Here is an 18,155-nt window from a genome sequence, read left to right on the forward strand (position 1 = left end):
GCTCCCCCTCACGCGAGGCGGGGCGCCTTCGCACAACCGGAGCGGGTCAGCCCCGCTCCCGCGGGCCGACCGCTAGCGGATCGGCATGCCCGACAGGGTGCGGGCGATGACGAGCCGCTGAATCTCGCTCGTACCCTCGAAGATGGTGTAAATAGCCGCGTCCCTGTGCATGCGCTCCACCGGGTACTCGCGCGTGAAGCCGTTGCCGCCGAGGATCTGGATCGCCTGGGCGGTGACCTTCTTCGCCGTCTCGCTCGCGTACAGCTTGGACATCGACCCCTCGGCCGACTCGAACTTCTTGCCCGTCGTCGCCATCCAGGACGCGCGCCACACCAGCAGGCGAGCCGCGTCGATCTGGGTGCGCATGTCGGCGAGCTGGAAGGCGATGCCCTGGTTGTCGATGATCGGGCGGCCGAACTGCTCGCGGGTCTTGGCGTATTCGAGCGCGTAGTCGTACGCGGCCCGTGCGGTGCCGACCGCCATCGCGCCGACGGCCGGGCGGGACGCCTCGAAAGTGGCCATCGCGGCGTTCTTCACGCGCTCACCGCCACCGGCCTTCGCCTTCTCGCGGGCCCGGGCGAGCCGCTCGTCGAGCTTCTCCTTGCCGCCGAGGAGGCAGTGCCCCGGTACGCGTACGTCTTCGAGGACGACCTCGGCGGTGTGCGAGGCGCGGATGCCGTGCTTCTTGAACTTCTGGCCCTGGGTCAGGCCGGGGGTGTTCGGCGGCACGATGAAGGAGGCGTGCCCCTTGGAGCCCAGCGCCGGGTCGACCACGGCGACCACGACGTGGACGTTCGCGATGCCGCCGTTCGTGGCCCAGGTCTTGGTGCCGTTCAGGACCCACTCGTCCTTGGCTTCGTCGTACGCGGCCTTCGTGCGCATCGAGGCGACGTCGGAGCCCGCGTCCGGCTCGGAGGAGCAGAAGGCGGCGACCTTGACGTCGGTCACGTCGCCGTACATCTGCGGGATCCAGGTGCCGATCTGCTCCTCGGTGCCGTTGGCGAGGACGCCGACGGCGGCCAGGCCCGTGCCGACGATGGAGAGCGCGATGCCCGCATCGCCCCAGAACAGCTCCTCCATGGCGACCGGGATGCCGAGGCCGGTCGGGTCGAAGAACTGCTGCGCGTAGAAGTCGAGGGAGTAGATTCCGACCTTGGCCGCTTCCTGGATCACCGGCCAGGGAGTCTCCTCGCGCTCGTCCCACTCGGCGGCCGCGGGGCGGATCACATCCTTGGCGAACCCGTGCAACCAGTCCCGGACCTGCTTCTGGTCGTCGTTGAGATCCATCGTGAACTCGGCCATGTCCCCTCCACCACTCCAAGCGTTACTTCCGGTAACCGAAGTCTGTTACCGGCGGGTAGCCCCTGTCAACCGACCACCGGCCGCCCAGCGCCGCCGCCGGGCGGAGTGTTACGTTGCGCAAGGCTTTCGAAAGATGGAACCCAAGGAAAATGCAGTACGGGCGGGGAGAAGAACCCATGGAGACCACACAGCAGGCCGCACAGCAGCGAACGGCGGCCGAGCGCCGGCGGCGCGAACTGCTGGAGGCGGCGGACCGGGTGGTGCTCCGGGACGGCCCGAAGGCCTCCATGAACGCGATCGCGGCCGAGGCGGGCATCACCAAGCCCATCCTCTACCGCCACTTCGGCGACAAGGGCGGCCTCTACCGCGCGCTGGCCCAGCGCCACACCGACGCCCTGCTCTCCGCGCTGCGGGCCGCGCTCGACGCGCCCGCCGAGCGGCGCGAGCGGGTCGAGGCGACCCTGGAGACCTACCTGACGGCCATCGAGGCGCGGCCTCAGGTGTACCGGTTCCTGATGCACCCCGCCGAGGACTCCCCGGCACCGGAGTCCGAGCAGGGCTTCGACGTGGGCCGGCACTCCGCGCCGCTGCTCCGCCGCATGGGCGAGGACCTGGGCGTGGTGATCGCCGAGCGGATCGACCTCGGGCCGGGCAGCGAGGTGCTCGCGCGGGTCTGGGGGCACGGGATCGTCGGCATGATGCATGCGGCGGGCGACTGGTGGCTGGGCGAACGCCCGTGCTCCCGCGCGGAGTTGGTGCAGGCGCTGGCCGACCTGTTGTGGGGGCGGCTGGCTGCGGCGGGCGACCGGGTGGGCGGACCGGGCTTCTGATCCCCCACCCCGCCCCTTCCCGGAACCCGCCGGGGGTGAAAGTGCTCCCGGGGCTCCGCCCCAGACCCCGTATCGCGCCTGAAGGGCGCTCGTCCTCAAACTCCCCCAAGGCCTTAAGGGCCAGGGGACCCCCATGACAGGCTGAAGATGCCTGTACCCGGCTCTGCCAGGGGCGCGGGGAACTGCGCGACCAGTCATCCACGGTCCGCAGCCGGACTTACTCCCCCGGAGGGTTTGGGGAAGGGGCGGGGTGGGGCCAGTCCGCCCGTCCGCCCCACGGCGCCTTGCGGATCGCCCGCCGCAACCAGGACCTACGCCACCCCGTGACCCGGTCCGCGTACACCACCCCCTCCAGGTGGTCGCACTCGTGCTGCAGGCAGCGGGCGAAGAACCCGGTGCCTTCGATCCGTACGGGCTCGCCCGAGAGGTCCACGCCCTCCACCACCGCCCGGTCGAAGCGCGAGGTCGGCGCCTCCAGACCCGGCAGGGAGAGGCAGCCCTCGGGGCCGCGCACCTCCATGCCGTCGGCCTCCACCAGGCGGGGGTTGACGACGTACCCCAGATGCCGCACGTCCTCGTCGTCGGGGCAGTCGTACACGAACACCCGCTGGGCGACGCCGATCTGGTTCGCCGCCAGGCCGACACCCTCGGCCGCGTACATCGTCGCGAACATGTCCTGGACGAGGCGGTGCAGCGCGGGCCCGAAGTCCGTGACGGGTTCGCAGGGGGCGTGGAGCAACCGGTCGCCGAGGAGACTCATCTCTCGTACGGAGCCGGAACTGCCGGGAATGGGACGGTGGCGCATGGGCGCAAGAGTACGTTCCGAGGGGTGGAGGCCATTTCGAATGGTGGCGCGGTTCGGGGCGCTGACCGGATCTCGATAGGCTGACACCCGACCCAGGCGCAAGGAGGATCAAGGACGATGTCAGGACACGTTGGAGGTGCCGGGCCCCTGTCACCGCGAGCCAAGCTGGCGGTGACCGCGGGCAAGGCCGCCGCGGCGGTGTCGCGCGCGGCGGGCCGGGGCAGTGGATCGGTGATCGGCGGGCGCGTCGCGCTCAAGCTCGACCCCGATCTGCTCGGGCGGCTCGCCACTCATCTGGACGTCGTCCTGGTGTCGGCGACGAACGGCAAGACGACCACGACCCGGCTGATCGCCGAGGCGCTGCGGGCCAGTGGCCCGGTGGTGTCGAACGCGCTCGGCGCCAACATGCCGGCCGGCATCACGTCGGCGCTGGCGGGCGGTTCGGACGCCAAGTACGGCGTGATCGAGGTCGACGAGAAGTATCTGGCGGGTGTCGCGCGCGATGTGACGCCGAAGGCGATCGCGCTGCTCAACCTCTCGCGCGACCAGCTCGACCGCGCCGCCGAGACCCGCATGCTCGCCGAGAAGTGGCGCGAGGGCCTGTCCGGCTCCAAGGCCGTGGTGATCGCCAACGCGGACGACCCGCTGGTCGTGTGGGCGGCGTCCTCCTCCCCCAACGTGGTGTGGGTGGCGGCCGGTCAGGAGTGGAAGGACGACGCCTGGTCGTGCCCCGCCTGCGGCGGTGTGATGCAGCGGCCCGGCGACGACTGGTTCTGCGGCGAGTGCGGTTTCCGCCGCCCGGCGCCCAGTTGGGTCCTCAACGGCGACTACGTACTGGACCCGCACGGGTCGGCCTGGCCGATCCACCTCCAGTTGCCCGGCCGCGCCAACAAGGCGAACGCCGCCACCTCCGCCGCGGTCGCCGCGGTGTTCGGGGTGCCGCCGCAGGTCGCCCTTGAGCGCATGTACCAGGTGCAGGCGGTCGCGGGACGTTACGACGTGGTCAGCTTCCAGGGCCGTGAGCTGCGGCTCCTGCTCGCGAAGAACCCGGCGGGCTGGCTCGAAACGTTTTCCCTCATCGACCCGCCGCCCACGCCGGTCGTCCTGTCCGTCAACGCCCGCGGCGCCGACGGCACGGACACCTCCTGGCTGTGGGACGTCGACTACACCCGGCTCGCCGGCCACCCGATCTTCGTGATCGGCGACCGCAAGCTGGACCTGGCGGTGCGTCTGGAGGTCGCGAACCTGGACTTCCGGGTCTGCGAAAGCCTGGAGGAGTGCGCCCAGTTGGCGCCGCCCGGGCGGATCGAGCTGATCGCCAACTACACCGCGTTCCAGGACGTCCGCCGCGTCGTCGGCAACTGACCAAGGAAGGAGCAAGCAAGCGACATGGCAGACAACAGCCTGCGCCTCGTGTGGGTCTACCCCGACCTGCTGAGCACCTACGGCGACCAGGGCAACGCCCTGGTCGTGGAGCGCCGGGCGCGCCAGCGCGGCCTGGACGTGCACCGGCTCGACGTCCGCAGCGACCAGCCGATCCCGACCTCCGGTGACATCTACCTCATCGGTGGCGGCGAGGACCGGCCGCAGCGGCTCGCGGCCGAGCGGCTGCGCCGCGACACCGGCCTGAGCCGGGCGGCGTCCAACGGCGCGATCATCTTCTCGGTCTGCGCCGGGTACCAGATCCTGGGCCACGAGTTCATCAACGACCTCGGCGAGCGCGAGCCGGGCCTCGGCCTGCTCGACGTGATCTCGACGCGCGGCGAGGGCGAGCGCTGCGTCGGCGACGTGCTCGGCGACATCGACGAGCGGCTCGGCCTGCCCCAGCTGACCGGTTTCGAGAACCACCAGGGCGTCACCCACCTCGGCCCGACCGCCCGCCCGTTCGCCCGGGTCCGCCTGGGCAAGGGCAACGGCACGGGAGACGGCACCGAAGGCGCGTACAACGACACCGTGTTCGGTACGTACATGCACGGCCCGGTCCTCGCGCGCAATCCGCAGATCGCGGACATGCTCCTGAAGCTGGCCCTCGACGTGAACGCGCTGCCGCCGACCGACGACCGCTGGTACGAGGCGCTGCGCGCCGAGCGCATCGCGTCGGCGACCCAGCCCGCGTAACGCCCGAAACGAGCGAGAGCGGACACCTTCGGCAACTCGGTCCGGCTGGTGGGCGGTTCGTACGTTCGTACCACGTCCATCAGTCGGACCTCCGATTCGGCCCCCGTCACCTTGCGCCGGTAGGGTGACGGGGATCCAACCGGACGACGTGGTCCGGTCGTCGGCCCACGTTGCAAAGGTTCTCCGGGCAATGCGAATTGGTGTGCTCACCTCCGGCGGCGACTGCCCCGGCCTGAACGCCGTCATCCGATCCGTCGTGCACCGCGCGGTGGTCGACCACGGCGACGAGGTCATCGGCTTCCACGACGGCTGGAGGGGCCTGCTCGAAGCCGACTACCGCAAGCTCGACCTCGATGCGGTCGGCGGCATCCTCGCCCGTGGCGGCACCATCCTCGGCTCCTCCCGCGTCCAGCCCGCGCATCTGCGCGACGGCGTCGAGCGCGCCAAGGGACACGTCGCCGAGCTCGGGCTCGACGCGATCATCCCGATCGGCGGCGAGGGCACCCTGAAGGCCGCGACCCTGCTCTCCGAGGCGGGGCTCCCCATCGTGGGCGTGCCCAAGACCATCGACAACGACATCGCCTCGACCGACGTCACCTTCGGCTTCGACACCGCCGTGGGCGTGGCGACCGAGGCCCTCGACCGCCTGAAGACCACCGCCGAATCGCACCAGCGCGTGCTGATCGTCGAGGTCATGGGCCGCCACACCGGCTGGATCGCGCTGCACTCGGGCATGGCCGCCGGCGCGCACGCCATCGTCGTGCCCGAGCGCCCCTTCGACATCGACGAGCTGACCGAGCTGGTCGGCCGGCGCTTCTCGGCGGGCAAGAAGTTCGCGATCGTCGTCGTCGCCGAGGGCGCCAAGCCGCGCGAGGGCTCGATGCAGTTCGACGTGGGCGGCACCGACGTCTACGGCCACGAGCGCTTCGCGGGCGTGGCCCGCCAGCTCTCCATCGAGCTGGAGCAGCGCCTGGGCAAGGAGGCCCGGCCGGTCATCCTCGGCCACGTCCAGCGCGGCGGCACGCCCACCGCGTACGACCGGGTGCTCGCCACCCGATTCGGCTGGCACGCGGTCGAGGCCGCCCACCGCGGCGAGTTCGGGATGCTGACCGCGCTGCGCGGCACCGACATCGTGATGGTCCCGCTCGCCGAGGCGACGGCCACCTTGAAGACCGTCCCGGCCGAGCGGTACGCCGAAGCGGAGTGCGTGCTCTAGGGCCTGTCCGGCGGACAGACCCTGGCCTCCGGCCGCACAGCACCGTCCGCTTCCGGATTGTTCTGTATGCAATGAACCGCCCCCGGCCGCATCACCGGCCGGGGGCGGTTCTAGTCTGGTGCGGGACAACCGGTACGAATCAGGAGTCAGCGGATGGATCACAGCGGGCACGGCATGGACATGAACATGGACCTGCCGCCGTTCACGCTGGCGCGGGGCCTCGAATGGTCGACGGACCCCTTCTTCCTCATCGGCTGCCTCCTCGGGCTCGGCCTGTACGCGTGGGGTGTGGTCCGGCTCAGACGGCGCGGCGACAGCTGGCCGGTCAGCCGGATGATCTTCTGGACCGTGGGCGTCCTGACCATCGGGCTCGTCATGTGCACCAAGCTGAACGACTACGGCATGGTCATGTTCAGCGTGCACATGGTGCAGCACATGGTGATCAGCATGCTGTCGCCGATCCTGCTGCTGCTCGGCGCGCCGGTCACGCTCGCGCTGCGCGCGCTGCCGGTCGCCCCGCGCGGCCGCAAGGGCCCGCGCGAGCTGCTCCTGATGCTGCTGCACAGCCGGTACATGAAGATCATCACGCACCCGGCCTTCACGATCCCGCTCTTCATCGCCAGCCTGTACGGGCTCTATTTCACGCCGCTCTTCGACTTCCTGATGGAGTCCAAGACCGGGCACATCGCGATGATGGTCCACTTCCTCGCGGTCGGTCTGGTCTTCTTCTGGCCGATCATGGGCGTGGACCCGGGCCCGCACCGGCCCGGCTATGTGATGCGGATGCTGGAGCTCTTCGCCGGCATGCCCTTCCACGCCTTCTTCGGCATCGCCCTGATGATGGCCAGCGAGCCCATGATCGGCACGTACAAGAACCCGCCGGCCTCGCTCGGCATCGACGCGCTCACCGACCAGCAGGCCGGTGGCGGCATCGCCTGGGCGTTCAGCGAGATCCCCTCGGTGCTCGTCCTGATCGCGCTCGTCTTCCAGTGGTACGCCACCGAGAAGCGCCACGCGCGCCGCACCGACCGGGCCGCCGACCGCAACGGCGACAAGGAACTTCAGGCCTACAACGCCTATCTCGCCTCACTGAACACGCGCGGGCAGTAGCGCGGCGGCCCCTCCCGGGGAGACCATGGTCTTCACGGCGCCCGCCGGGAGGAAGGGGACGCTATGCCCCGTTCGACGAAGTCGATGATGGTGCTCACCCTCGTGATGCTGGTGGTGATCACTGCGTACACGGTGGCGCTCGGCAGCAGCGGCTGGCTGTGGTTCGGCTGGGTGGTGCTCGGGCTCACCGCGATCGGGACGGCCGCGACGTCGCGCAGCACGTGAGCCCGGTCAGCCGAGCCTGACGGTGGTCTGCTGCGTGGCTCCCCCGGTGCCGCTGAGGTCGCCGAAGGTGAGGGTCAGGGACGAGCCCGTGGTGGCGCCGGTGACGGTGGCCGGGCGGGAGGTCACCGAGGCGACGGCCCGTCTCCAGGTGAGGGTCAGCGAGGTCTGCATCCGCATGGGGTCGCTGACGCAGATCACCGCGGTGCCGTCGCTCCGCTCGCCGATCATCACGGCGCACGGCGCGCTGGCGGTGAGCGCGCCGACGGTGCCGCCGAACCAGAAGTTGACCCCGGTGAAGCCGAGCGAGGGCACTTGGACGCCCTGCTGGTCGTCGGTGTTGGCGAGCACGCTCAGCCAGCTGGCGTCGGCGGCGCGGGCGGCGGTCTGGGAGGCGGATGCGCCCGGCATCAGCACGTAGGAGTATCCGGCGCCGGACGGGTTCGTGCCGTGGTCGGCCCACAGGGCGAGGTAGCGGCGGCTGATCGGCGTCGTCGAGCTGCCCTTGTTGATGTCGCTCCAGCGGCCGGTACGCTCCTCGCGCCTGGCCTGTACGGTCGCCCTGCCGGGGAAGGCATAGCCGCCGTGGCCCGCGAGGTGGGCCCAGGAGGCGCCGGTCAGGGTCGCCGACCAGGGGTAGGCGAGCGGCTGGACGGTCCCGTCGACGGTGAGTGCGGCGCTTCCGGTCGGCCCGAGGTTGCGGTTGTCGACGGTCGACTCGACGGCCGTGCCGTCCGTGCACGAGATGCCCGCGCCCAGGCACACGATGGCGTCGTCGAGGCAGAACCAGGACTTCTTCGCGAGCAGGGTGCTTCCCAGGCCCTTGAGGTACTGGCCGATGGAGGCCCGCTGCCCGTCGGTCGCGCCGCCCACCCAGTTCACGTCCGGCCTGGACGCCCCCCAGTCGCCGCCCGCCGCATCCGCGAGGGCCTTGCGCGAGGCCGTGGTGCCGGGCAGCCGGTACGGGTCCACGGTGGGCCAGAAGGCGTCGCTGTACTGGCCGTTCGCATAGGTGTCGCCCCACCAGTAGAGCATTCCGGACCCGGTGTGCCAGCCGTGCAGGTTCTCGCCGTTGCCGGTCTCGTAGTACGTGATCCGCTTGTCGGCCATGCTGATGGCGGCGGCCCAGGTGGGCCGGCGGTGGGTGGCCCGGGCCATGTGGGTGAAGAGGCGGTGGCCGACGGGTTCGGCGATCGCGGACACCGTGCTGTCGTCCTGAACTCCCTTGAGGCGGGCGAGACTTGAGATGTTCAGGAAGCCGTCGTCCAGCGGCGGGCTGTAGTAGTCGCGCTGCGTCCAGCCTTTGACGAGCCCGCGCCAGCGGGCGTTCTCGGCGCTACTGGCACCCTGCCCGAGCAGCACGATCGAGGCGAGGATCGCATGGCCGCGGGCATGGTCGTCCTGCTGAGGGCCGCCCGCGGCGGAGATCCCCCGGCTGATGGCGCGGCCCGCGACACCGTCCAGGGCGAGGCCGTTGTAGAGGAAGGGCGCCCAGGCGTTCTCGACCGCGTCGAAGACGATCTGCCGGGCCGGGTCCGTGACCTGCCAGGCGGAGCCGGCGAGCAGGGCGAACAGCATGCCGAGGCCGCCGAGCATCACCGACCCGTAGGAGGCGGTGTACGGCACATAGGTGTGCTGGATGAAGGAGCCGTCGGCGTAGAGCCCGTCTCCCGAGGCCACGTACGGGAAGACCGGCGAGAGTGCGTTCGCGGCCAGGGAGAGCTTCGCCGAGCTCTTGCCGAGCACTCCGCGCAGCGCGAGCACCCGGCACAGGTCGACGCGGTTGGCTCCGGTGCTCGTACCGGAGTAGACGGAGACGGCGCTGTCCGGCACGAAGTGGTCAACTGCCGTGAGATAGCTGGCCAGTTGGCCCGAGGACAGCTGGTCGTACAGCAGGACGCAGCTGTCGAGCAGGGCCTGCGGGGCGCCGATCTGCCAGTTGTACCAGTTGCCGTAGGCGGCCCGGCCCTCGTTGTAGACGTCGCTGTGGAGGTGGTCGAGGCCGGTGGCTATGGCGGTGGCGAGGGCGCTGTCGCCGGTGAGTCCGGTGCCGGGCCGACTGTAGGCCTCGGCCATGGTGCGCAGCCGGGTGCAGCTGTCGTTCATCCTGGCCGAGTAGCCGTACGACTCCTGGTCGGTGTCCGGGTCCGGGTCGGCGTAGACGGCGTCGGGCCACAGGGATCCGCTCACCGGGGCCATCGTCGAGAGCAGGGCCGAGGCGGCGGAGCCGAGGTCGGCGAGCCTGGACCTGAACGGTTCGGCGGTGGGGCTGAAGCCGGTGCCGAGGATCAGCGTCCGCCAGGTGGCGCGCAGCGCGTCGTAGGAGTCGGCGGCTTCGGCCCCCGGGGCCCCGGCGATCCCCAGGGCGAGGGCCGAGGAGCCCGTGGCATACAGAAAGGCACGGCGGGACCAGGGAGTTGTCATGGGGACTCCAGCCCGAGGAGTGGGAGGGAAGGGGAGGGAGGGGTTCACGCGGTGACGTGAACGGTTTCTACTCTTCACACTTCGTTCGCTCAAGAACTCGCGCACAAATGATCGATTGATCGATCCGCCGTCAGGCCCGTCGCCAGTGGTTACAGGGGCGGGGACCTCCCCCTACACTGGCCACCCTTCTGCATGGTGAGGAGCTTGCGGGTGCTCTACTACATCCTCAAATACGCAGTCCTGGGGCCCCTGTTGAGACTGCTGTTCCGGCCGAGGCTGGAGGGACTTGAGCACATTCCCGAGGAGGGCGCGGCGATCGTCGCGGGAAACCACCTCTCCTTCTCCGACCATTTCCTGATGCCGGTGATGCTGAAGCGACGCATCACCTTCCTCGCCAAGCAGGAGTACTTCACGGGGCCCGGCATCAAGGGCCGGCTGACCGCCGCGTTCTTCCGGGCCATCGGCCAGATCCCGGTGGACCGGTCCGGCAAGGAGGCGGGGCAGGCCGCGATCCGGGAGGGGCTCGGGGTGCTCGCCAAGGACGAGCTGCTCGGCATCTACCCCGAGGGCACCCGCTCGCACGACGGCAAGCTGTACAAAGGCAAGGTCGGCGTCGCGGTGATGGCCATCCGGGGCGGCGTTCCGGTGATCCCGTGCGCGATGGTCGGCACCTTCGAGATCCAGCCGCCCGGCCAGGTCGTACCGAAGATCAAGCGGGTGTCGATCCGCTTCGGCGAGCCGCTGGACTTCTCGCGGTACGAGGGGATGGAGGGCGAGAAGGCCATCCTGCGGGCGGTCACCGACGAGATCATGTACAAGGTCATGGAGTTGTCGGGCCAGGAGTACGTGGACCGGTACGCGGCCGACGTGAAGGCCGAGGAGTCGCGCAGGTTCCGGGGCATCATCAGCTGAGAGCCCGTGTCCGGCAGTTCCCCGGACCGCTCGGCCCTGGGCGGATCCGCGCAGGGCGGAACGCTCTGGCCGCCTTGATCGGCGCGGGCGTAGCGTCCGGGCCATGACCAAGGGATGCGCGTTCGTCATCGGAGCTACCGGACAGATCGGGCGGGCCGCCGTGCGCGCGCTCGCCGAGGACGGCTGGGAGGTGCGGGCCGCGTCACGAGGAGGCGGCGGGGACGCCGCCTGGCCCGGGAACGTACAGCGGGTGCGCCTCGACCGCGAGGACGACGCGGCCCTCGCCGCCGCACTCGGGGACGGCGTCGACGTACTGGTCGACATGGTCGCGTACGGGCAGGGCCACGCCCGGCAGCTGGCGAGGCTCGGCGACCGGATCGGCTCCGCGGTGGTGATCTCCAGCGGCGCGGTGTACGAGGACGACGAGGGGCGCGGCTTCGACACCCAGGCCGAGCCCGACGGGTCGCCGTGCTACCCGGTCCCGATCCCGGAGTCGCTGGCCACCGTGGCTCCCGGCGAGGCGACGTACGGCACCCGGAAGGTGGCTCTTGAGCAGGAGCTGCTCGGCTCGTCGATCCCCTCGACGCTGCTGCGCGCGGGGGCGGTCCACGGGCCGTACTGCCAGACGCCGCGTGAACTGCACTTCGTGAAGCGGGCGTTGGACGGGCGGCCGGTGCGGGTGCTCGCGTACCGCGGGGAGAGCCGGTTCCATCCGGCGCACGTCTCCAACATCGCGGAGCTGATCCGGCTGGCCGCGAACAGGCCCGGCGACCGGGTGCTCAACGCGGCGGACGGCGAAGCCCCGACGGTCGCCGAGATCAGCGCGGCCATCGACGAGATCGTCGGGGTGCGCAGCGAGCTCGTCCTGGTGGAGGGCGCGCCGCCGGGCACGGTCGGCATCACGCCGTGGAGCACCCCGCATCCGATCGTCTACGACATGGGCACGGCCGAGCGGGAGCTGGACTACCGGCCGGTGACCGGGTACGTGGAGTCGCTGCCCGCCACGGTCGAGTGGCTGGCCGGGCAGCTGAAGGGCCGGGAGTGGAGCGAGGCGTTCCCGAAGATGGCCAAGAACTACGCGGCCGTGGGCCTGTTCGACTACGCGGCCGAGGACGCCTGGCTGGCCGGGCGTGCGTAAGACATGAAGACAAAGGGGGCGGCCGGAGAATCTCCGGCCGCCCCCCCCTCTGCTCAACTAACGCCTACGGCACGGGAGTTGCGTGCGGGGTGCAGGTGTAGTCCGCCTTGTCGGTCTTGCCGGTGAGCAGGTAGTCGTCCACGCGCGAGTTGATGCACGGGTTGACGAGACCGGTCACACCGTGCGAACCGGCGCCCTTCTCGATGACGAGGCGCGAGTTCTTGAAGGCCTTGTGCAGCTCGACGGCGCCCTGGAACGGGGTGGCGGCGTCATTGGTGGACTGCACGATCAGGACCTGCGGGAGGCCCTTGCCCGTCTTGACCTCGACCGGGTTCTGCTGCTTGGTGGACCAGGTGGCACACGGCAGGTTCATCCAGGCGTTGGACCAGGTCAGGAACGGGTAGTCCTTGTTCAGCTTGGTGTTGTCGCGGTCCCACTTGCGCCAGCTGGTGGGCCACTTGGCGTCCGCGCACTCGACGGCGGTGTAGACCGCGTTGCCGTTCTCCGAGGCGATGTTGCCCGCGATGTCCGACATGTCGGGAGCGGAGGCGGCGACGACCGGCTTGATGTCACCCGCCGCGTACGCGCTGAGCGCCTTGGCGACCGGCACCCAGTACGAGTCGTAGTACGGGGCCTTCTGGAAGTACCCGAGCAGCTCGGCCGGACCGACCTTGCCGTCGAGCGGGCTCTTCTTGGCGTCGGCGCGCAGCTTCAGCCACTGGGCCTCGACCTGCGCCCGGGTGGTGCCGAGGTGGAACTTGGAGTCGTACTTGGCGACCCAGTCCTCCCACTCGTTCCAGCGGGCCTGGAAGGCGACGTCCTGCTCCAGGTTGGCCTGGTACCAGATGTTGTCCTGGTCCGGGTTGACCACGCTGTCCACGATCATGCGGCGGACGTGCGAGGGGAACAGCGTGCCGTAGACCGCGCCCAGGTAGGTGCCGTAGGAGACGCCCAGGTAGTTGAGCTTCTTCTCACCGAGGGCGGCCCGGATGACGTCCAGGTCGCGCGCGGTGTTCGGCGTGGTCATGTACGGCAGCATCCAGCCGCTGCGCTCGGCACAGCCGTCCGCGTACTCGGCGGCGAGCTTGCGCTGGGCGCGCTTGTCGGCCTCGCTGCTCGGCACCGGGTCGGCCTTCGGCGCCTTGGCGTACTCCTGCGGGTCCACGCAGGAGATCGGCGTCGAGTGGCCCACGCCGCGCGGGTCGAAGCCCACGAAGTCGTACGCCTTCGAGGTGTTGGTCCACAGCGGGTTCTTGGTGGTCACCCGGGTGGGGAAGCGCATGCCGGAGCCGCCGGGGCCGCCCGGGTTGTAGATGAGGGCACCCTGGCGCTCGGCCTTGGTGCCGGTGTTGCCGATGCGGTCGACGGCGAGCTTGATCTGCTTGCCGTTGGGCCGCGAGTAGTCGAGCGGGACGCTCACGTAGCCGCACTGAATGGGCTTGGCGATCGCCCAGTCGGCGGGGCAGTCCGTCCAATTGATGCCCTGCTTGGCCGCCCTGTCGGCGGCGACCTGCGCGCCACGCGCCTCGGACCAACCGTGGTCGCGGTTGTCGGCGTTGGCGACCGGAGCCGCTATCGCGCCCACCATCAGCGTGCCCGCGATCAGTGTGCCGGCCGAGCCGAGCACTGCGGTGCGTCTCAAGTGGTACCTCCCCCTGCTGAAGTGCGCTGTCAGTCTCAGCGCGCCATTTGGGCCTGTCGGGGGATCCTTTCGTCTGTGAGGCCACTGTGCACAGGCCGTACAGGTGTTTTTTTACCGAACCGATAGCCGGTGCGTGGTGTTCCGCTGAGCGGTCAGCGTGTCGCGAGGTGCGTGTGCAGTACGTCGTCGAGGGTCCGGCGCAGCAGCCGGGCGTCCGCGGCCACCGCCGTCACGAGGAAGCCCGGCCCGGCGAGCGGAGTGAGCACGGCGCTGTCGCCGAGCATCCGGGTCTCGGCGGGACGGTCGGTGAACTCCGGTGCCACGACGAGCAGTTGACCCGCCGCCCGGTGCCCGCCGAGCACCGCTCCCCCGTCCCAGCCACCGGGTGCGCCCGGCCCGTACGCCAGCTCCTGGTCGAGCAGCGGGCGGCCGGCGCGGTGCACGGTGAGGCGGGTGGCGAGGGTGCCGGGGGCCTCGCCGTGGCGGCCGAGCACCTGTTCCTCACGGAACACGAGGCGGGCTCCGGCCGCGAGGTCGATCCGGGTGCGCATCGCGAGGTCGCTGCCGTGCGCCGAGATGAGCTGCTCGGGAAGCCAGCGCAGTTCGGCGCCCTCACCGACGGTGAGGCGCACGTCGTAGTGCGCCCGCTCGCCGTCGCGACCGGGCAGCGCGATGGTGGCGGCGGCCGAGTCGACGTCGAGCCGCGCCCCGTCGCGCACCTCGGCCTCGACGGCGATCCGGTCGCCGCCGAGCGGGGCGCTCATCGCGCCCACGACGGTGACCCGGTGGTACGGGCCGCGCGCCCGGGTGCGGCGCAGCGCGAGCGGCCCCTCCCCTTCCAGTACGGGCAGGCCTTCGGGGGTGGCGACGATGCGGGCGGTGGCGCGCACCCCCGGCGCGCCGAGGGTCAGGCCGACCATGCCGCGAGCTGCTCCCGCACCCAGCCGGCGACCTGGCCGACGCCCTCGTCGGACCTCAACGACTGGAAGACAACGGGGAGTTCGGCCCGCTGCTCCTTGGCGTCGCGGGCCATCCGCCCGAGGTCGGACCCGACATACGGTGCGAGGTCGGTCTTGTTGACGACGAGCAGGTCGGCGGTGGTGACGCCCGGTCCGCCCTTGCGCGGGATGTCGTCCCCGCCCGCCACGTCGATGACGAAGATCTGGGCGTCGACAAGCCCCTTGGAGAAGGTGGCGGTGAGGTTGTCGCCGCCGGACTCGACGAGGATCAGGTCGAGCGGCCCGACCGCGTCCTCCAGGTCCTCGACGGCTTCGAGGTTGGCGGAGATGTCGTCGCGGATGGCGGTGTGCGGGCAGGCCCCGGTCTCGACGGCCTGGATCCGCTCGGGCGGCAGCACGGCGTTGCGCAGCAGGAAGGCGGCGTCCTCGCGGGTGTAGATGTCGTTGGTGACGACGGCGATGGAAAGCTGGTCGCGCAGGGCCCGGCAGAGCGCGGCGACGGTGGCGGTCTTCCCGGACCCGACGGGCCCCCCGAGCCCGACGCGCAGGGCCCGCCGGGTGCCGTCGGGTCGGTGGGCGTCGGCACTGATGGCGGCGGGGCCTTCGTGGGAGTGGTCGAGGTGCATGCGGCTCTCCAGGTTGTATGTGTGTGGGGGGAACCTCTTTCGGCCCCGTCCGGCGTTTGAGGACGAGCGCTCTTGAGGCGCGAACGGGGGTCTGGGGGCCGGAGCCCCCGGGCAGCGGTGCCGCACCTCCCTACGACGCGAACAGCCGCACCGGCCAAGCCGCATGCGCCTCGGCCATGACGTCCAGGAGCGGAGCGGAGGCCGCGGGCAGCGCGTCCAGCCCGCCGACCGCCGCCTCCGTGGCGGCGACAGCGGCCCGCCGAGCCACCGCGTCAAGGTCCGGCGCGAGCCGGGCGAGGACGGCCGTCGCGTCGAACGGGTCGAGGCTCAGCAGCCGTACGACGGCCGTGGCTGGCCCGCTCACCACCTCGTACGCCACGCAGTGCGCCGCGTCTTCGGGACCGAGCCCCGCCGCGCGGGCGGCGAGGCCGAGCACGATCGGCTGGTGAACGCCGCGCGGCCGGGCGGCGGCCAGCGCGTCGAGTTCGGCGGACGGCCAGGTCGCCCGGGCCGCCCGCATCATCTGGCGGCCGAGCTTGCGGGCGGTGGCCCGCAGGGCCGGGGACGGAGTGCGGGCGTCGGCGGCCTCGTCCAGGGCGAGCGGGTCGAGCCCCGCGGCGGCCGCGGCGGCGAGCGCGGCCGAGGTGAGGCCGGCGGTGTGCAGCCGGCCCCGGCAGAACTCCGCGAGGTCGGTGGCGTTACGGATGCGTCCCGCCTTGACGGCCGGTTCGGCACCGCCGGAGTGGGCGTGGCCGCCGGCGGGGAAACGACCGTCGGCGAGGACGAGCAGGGCTGCGCGGCTCATGTGGTGACGGCCCGTCAGAAGAGGAAGTAGCGCTGGGCCATGGGCAGTTCGGCAGCCGGCGCCGGGTCCACCACATCACCGTCGATGGTCACCGTGAACGTGTCGGGGTCGACCTTGACGTCCGGCAGCGCGTCGTTCTCGCGCATGTCCGCCTTGCCCACCCGGCGGGTGTTCTTGATGGCCACGAACCGCTTGTCCAGGCCGAGCCGCTCGGGGAGGTCGTCCTCCAGCGCGGCCTGGGACACGAAGTTGAGGGAGTTGGCGGCGGGCGCCTTGCCGTACGCGCCGAACATGGGGCGCGGCAGGATCGGCTGCGGGGTGGGGATCGACGCGTTCGCGTCACCCATCTGCGCGTACGCGATCTGGCCGCCCTTGATGACGAGCTGCGGCTTGACCCCGAAGAACGCGGGCTCCCACAGCACGAGGTCGGCGAGCTTGCCGCTCTCCACCGATCCGATCTCGTGGTCGAGGCCCTGGGCGACGGCCGGGTTGATCGTGTACTTGGCGACGTAGCGCCGCACCCGGTGGTTGTCGGCGTGCCCGTCCCCGGCCAGCGCGCCCCGCCGGACCTTCATGACGTGCGCCGTCTGCCACGTACGCAGCACGACTTCGCCGATGCGGCCCATCGCCTGGGAGTCGGAGGAGATGATCGAGATGGCGCCGAGGTCGTGCAGGAAGTCCTCGGCCGCGATCGTCGAGGGCCGGATCCGGGACTCGGCGAACGCGAGGTCCTCCGGCACGGCCGGGTTGAGGTGGTGACACACCATCAGCATGTCGAGGTGTTCCTCGATGGTGTTGACGGTGTGCGGCCGGGTCGGGTTGGTGGAGCTGGGCAGCACGTTGGGCTGCGAGACCACGGTGATGATGTCGGGCGCGTGCCCGCCGCCCGCGCCTTCGGTGTGGTACGCGTGGATCGAGCGGCCCGCGATGGCGGCGAGGGTGTCGCCGACGAAGCCCGCCTCGTTCAACGTGTCGGTGTGGATGGCGAGTTGGGCGCCCGTCTCGTCGCAGACGCCGAGGCAGGCGTCGATCACGGCGGGGGTGGCTCCCCAGTCCTCGTGGATCTTGAATCCGAGGGCGCCGCCGCGCAGCTGGGAGTACATGGCCTCGCGGGACATGGTGTTGCCCTTGCCGAGCAGCCCGATGTTGACGGGCGCGTTCTCCAGCGCGGCGAACATGCGGGCCAGATGCCAGGGGCCCGGCGTGATGGTGGTGGCCTTGCTGCCCTCGGCGGGTCCCGTGCCGCCGCCGACCAGCGTGGTGATGCCGGAGGAGAGCGCCTGGTCGATGAGCGTGGGCGAGATGAAGTGGACGTGGGTGTCGACGGCTCCCGCGGTGAGGATCTTCCCGTTGCCCGCGATGATCTCGGTCTCGGGGCCGATGACGAGTTCGGGGTGAACGCCGTCCATGGTGTCCGGGTTGCCCGCCTTGCCGATGCCGGTGATCCGCCCGTCGCGGATGCCGATGTCGGCCTTGACGATGCCCCAGTGGTCGATGATCACGGCCCCGGTGACAACGGTGTCCGGCGCGCCTTCGGCTCGCGTGGTCCGCGCCTGCCCCATGGACTCGCGGATCACCTTGCCGCCGCCGAACACCGCCTCGTCGCCCGAGCGCCCGGGCCCGCCCGAGCGGTCCTCCTCGATCTCGACCAGGAGATCGGTGTCGGCGAGCCGGATGCGGTCGCCGGTGGTGGGGCCGAACAGGTCGGCGTACACGGCGCGGTCGAGGTCAGTCATCGAGGGAACCTCCGGTCTCGCCGCGCAGCCCCGGCACGATGCGCCGGCCGGTCAGGGGGACGAGTTCTACGTCGACGGGAATGCCGGGTTCGAAGCGGACGGCGGTGCCCGCGGCGATGTTGAGTCGCTTGCCCCGGGCAACCGTACGGTCGAAGTCGAGGCCGGGGTTGGCCTCGGCGAAGTGGTAATGGGAGCCGACCTGGACGGGCCGGTCGGCGGCATTGAGGACGGTCAGCCGCACGACCTCACGGCCCTCGTTGAGCGCGATGGGGTCCTCGGCGAAGAGGATCTCTCCGGGAATCACGGCGGC

At 70.9% G+C, this 18,155-nt stretch carries 17 protein-coding genes; 8 read left to right on the plus strand and 9 right to left on the minus strand.

What is annotated here, in order from left to right; all coding sequences use genetic code 11:
• Positions 1–72: 72 nt before the first annotated feature.
• Positions 73–1,302 carry an acyl-CoA dehydrogenase family protein gene (locus tag ADK54_RS04465; RefSeq protein ID WP_053724184.1) on the minus strand — a complete coding sequence of 410 codons (1,230 nt, stop codon included), beginning with the start codon at positions 1,300–1,302 and terminating at the stop codon, positions 73–75.
• Positions 1,303–1,478: 176 nt separating this feature from the next.
• Here ADK54_RS04465 and ADK54_RS04470 point away from each other — a divergent pair, with 176 nt between their 5' ends.
• Positions 1,479–2,132 carry a TetR family transcriptional regulator gene (locus ADK54_RS04470; RefSeq protein WP_053724185.1) on the plus strand — a complete coding sequence of 218 codons (654 nt, stop codon included), beginning with the start codon at positions 1,479–1,481 and terminating at the stop codon, positions 2,130–2,132.
• Between the two features lie 217 nt (positions 2,133–2,349).
• Here the strand turns inward: ADK54_RS04470 and def are convergent, their stop codons facing one another.
• Complete coding sequence (def, locus tag ADK54_RS04475) at positions 2,350–2,937, minus strand: peptide deformylase (protein ID WP_053724186.1); 588 nt, start codon at positions 2,935–2,937, stop codon at positions 2,350–2,352.
• 117 nt (positions 2,938–3,054) lie between these two features.
• Between def and ADK54_RS04480 the strand changes: the two genes are divergently transcribed.
• The 5 genes from ADK54_RS04480 (at position 3,055) to ADK54_RS46635 (ending at position 7,606) form a co-directional block, all read left to right on the plus strand.
• The gene (locus ADK54_RS04480) at positions 3,055–4,302 is read left to right on the plus strand and encodes a Mur ligase family protein (RefSeq protein WP_053724187.1); all 1,248 of its coding nucleotides are present in this window, start codon (positions 3,055–3,057) and stop codon (positions 4,300–4,302) included.
• Between the two features lie 24 nt (positions 4,303–4,326).
• Positions 4,327–5,055: a type 1 glutamine amidotransferase gene (locus ADK54_RS04485; protein WP_053724188.1), complete on the plus strand. Its 729-nt coding sequence runs from the start codon at positions 4,327–4,329 to the stop codon at positions 5,053–5,055.
• Positions 5,056–5,245: 190 nt separating this feature from the next.
• Positions 5,246–6,271, plus strand: a complete 1,026-nt coding sequence (locus ADK54_RS04490; RefSeq protein ID WP_053724189.1) for a 6-phosphofructokinase — start codon at positions 5,246–5,248, stop codon at positions 6,269–6,271.
• A gap of 153 nt (positions 6,272–6,424) precedes the next feature.
• On the plus strand, positions 6,425–7,381 hold the full coding sequence (locus ADK54_RS04495; RefSeq protein ID WP_053724190.1) for a cytochrome c oxidase assembly protein: 957 nt from the start codon (positions 6,425–6,427) through the stop codon (positions 7,379–7,381).
• Between the two features lie 63 nt (positions 7,382–7,444).
• A complete protein-coding gene (locus ADK54_RS46635) occupies positions 7,445–7,606 on the plus strand; it encodes a hypothetical protein (protein WP_199826864.1) in 162 nt (53 codons plus the stop codon).
• A 6-nt stretch (positions 7,607–7,612) separates the two neighbouring features.
• Here ADK54_RS46635 and ADK54_RS04500 read toward each other — a convergent pair whose 3' ends face one another.
• On the minus strand, positions 7,613–10,027 hold the full coding sequence (locus ADK54_RS04500; protein WP_053724191.1) for a polysaccharide lyase 8 family protein: 2,415 nt from the start codon (positions 10,025–10,027) through the stop codon (positions 7,613–7,615).
• Positions 10,028–10,237: 210 nt separating this feature from the next.
• On the opposite strand from ADK54_RS04500, the gene ADK54_RS04505 reads away from it, so the two are divergent.
• Together ADK54_RS04505 and ADK54_RS04510 are read left to right on the plus strand one after the other, a co-directional pair.
• Positions 10,238–10,939, plus strand: coding sequence for a lysophospholipid acyltransferase family protein (locus ADK54_RS04505; RefSeq protein WP_053724192.1), 702 nt, complete (start codon positions 10,238–10,240; stop codon positions 10,937–10,939).
• A 103-nt stretch (positions 10,940–11,042) separates the two neighbouring features.
• Positions 11,043–12,077 (plus strand): NAD-dependent epimerase/dehydratase family protein, encoded by a 1,035-nt coding sequence (locus tag ADK54_RS04510; protein ID WP_053724193.1) that lies wholly within the window; start codon positions 11,043–11,045, stop codon positions 12,075–12,077.
• A gap of 64 nt (positions 12,078–12,141) precedes the next feature.
• Here the strand turns inward: ADK54_RS04510 and ADK54_RS04515 are convergent, their stop codons facing one another.
• The 6 genes from ADK54_RS04515 to ADK54_RS04540 form a co-directional block, all read right to left on the minus strand.
• Entirely contained in the window at positions 12,142–13,665 is a 1,524-nt protein-coding gene (locus ADK54_RS04515) for an alpha/beta hydrolase (RefSeq protein WP_078966128.1), read from the minus strand.
• Between the two features lie 206 nt (positions 13,666–13,871).
• Positions 13,872–14,639 carry an urease accessory protein UreD gene (locus ADK54_RS04520; protein ID WP_053724195.1) on the minus strand — a complete coding sequence of 256 codons (768 nt, stop codon included), beginning with the start codon at positions 14,637–14,639 and terminating at the stop codon, positions 13,872–13,874.
• Positions 14,627–15,304: an urease accessory protein UreG gene (gene ureG, locus ADK54_RS04525; protein ID WP_053724196.1), complete on the minus strand. Its 678-nt coding sequence runs from the start codon at positions 15,302–15,304 to the stop codon at positions 14,627–14,629. The genes ADK54_RS04520 and ureG overlap by 13 nt, the downstream gene beginning before the upstream one ends.
• Before the next feature lie 130 nt (positions 15,305–15,434).
• On the minus strand, positions 15,435–16,109 hold the full coding sequence (locus ADK54_RS04530) for an urease accessory protein UreF (RefSeq protein WP_053724197.1): 675 nt from the start codon (positions 16,107–16,109) through the stop codon (positions 15,435–15,437).
• 14 nt (positions 16,110–16,123) lie between these two features.
• Complete coding sequence (locus tag ADK54_RS04535) at positions 16,124–17,845, minus strand: urease subunit alpha (protein ID WP_053724198.1); 1,722 nt, start codon at positions 17,843–17,845, stop codon at positions 16,124–16,126.
• Positions 17,838–18,149 (minus strand): urease subunit beta, encoded by a 312-nt coding sequence (locus ADK54_RS04540; protein WP_053724199.1) that lies wholly within the window; start codon positions 18,147–18,149, stop codon positions 17,838–17,840. The genes ADK54_RS04535 and ADK54_RS04540 overlap by 8 nt, the downstream gene beginning before the upstream one ends.
• Positions 18,150–18,155 lie beyond the last annotated feature (6 nt).

The sequence above is a fragment of the Streptomyces sp. WM6378 genome, from assembly GCF_001279695.1.
Taxonomy (GTDB): Bacteria; Actinomycetota; Actinomycetes; order Streptomycetales; family Streptomycetaceae; genus Streptomyces.

Coding starts and splice junctions, on each gene's coding strand:
- ADK54_RS04465 (WP_053724184.1), bottom strand. CDS start 1,302: ATGGCCGAGTTCACGATGGATCTCAACGACGACCAGAAGCAGGTCCGG.
- ADK54_RS04470 (WP_053724185.1), top strand. CDS start 1,479: ATGGAGACCACACAGCAGGCCGCACAGCAGCGAACGGCGGCCGAGCGC.
- def (WP_053724186.1), bottom strand. CDS start 2,937: ATGCGCCACCGTCCCATTCCCGGCAGTTCCGGCTCCGTACGAGAGATG.
- ADK54_RS04480 (WP_053724187.1), top strand. CDS start 3,055: ATGTCAGGACACGTTGGAGGTGCCGGGCCCCTGTCACCGCGAGCCAAG.
- ADK54_RS04485 (WP_053724188.1), top strand. CDS start 4,327: ATGGCAGACAACAGCCTGCGCCTCGTGTGGGTCTACCCCGACCTGCTG.
- ADK54_RS04490 (WP_053724189.1), top strand. CDS start 5,246: ATGCGAATTGGTGTGCTCACCTCCGGCGGCGACTGCCCCGGCCTGAAC.
- ADK54_RS04495 (WP_053724190.1), top strand. CDS start 6,425: ATGGATCACAGCGGGCACGGCATGGACATGAACATGGACCTGCCGCCG.
- ADK54_RS46635 (WP_199826864.1), top strand. CDS start 7,445: ATGCCCCGTTCGACGAAGTCGATGATGGTGCTCACCCTCGTGATGCTG.
- ADK54_RS04500 (WP_053724191.1), bottom strand. CDS start 10,027: ATGACAACTCCCTGGTCCCGCCGTGCCTTTCTGTATGCCACGGGCTCC.
- ADK54_RS04510 (WP_053724193.1), top strand. CDS start 11,043: ATGACCAAGGGATGCGCGTTCGTCATCGGAGCTACCGGACAGATCGGG.
- ADK54_RS04515 (WP_078966128.1), bottom strand. CDS start 13,665: ATGGTGGGCGCGATAGCGGCTCCGGTCGCCAACGCCGACAACCGCGAC.
- ADK54_RS04520 (WP_053724195.1), bottom strand. CDS start 14,639: ATGGTCGGCCTGACCCTCGGCGCGCCGGGGGTGCGCGCCACCGCCCGC.
- ureG (WP_053724196.1), bottom strand. CDS start 15,304: ATGCACCTCGACCACTCCCACGAAGGCCCCGCCGCCATCAGTGCCGAC.
- ADK54_RS04530 (WP_053724197.1), bottom strand. CDS start 16,109: ATGAGCCGCGCAGCCCTGCTCGTCCTCGCCGACGGTCGTTTCCCCGCC.
- ADK54_RS04535 (WP_053724198.1), bottom strand. CDS start 17,845: ATGACTGACCTCGACCGCGCCGTGTACGCCGACCTGTTCGGCCCCACC.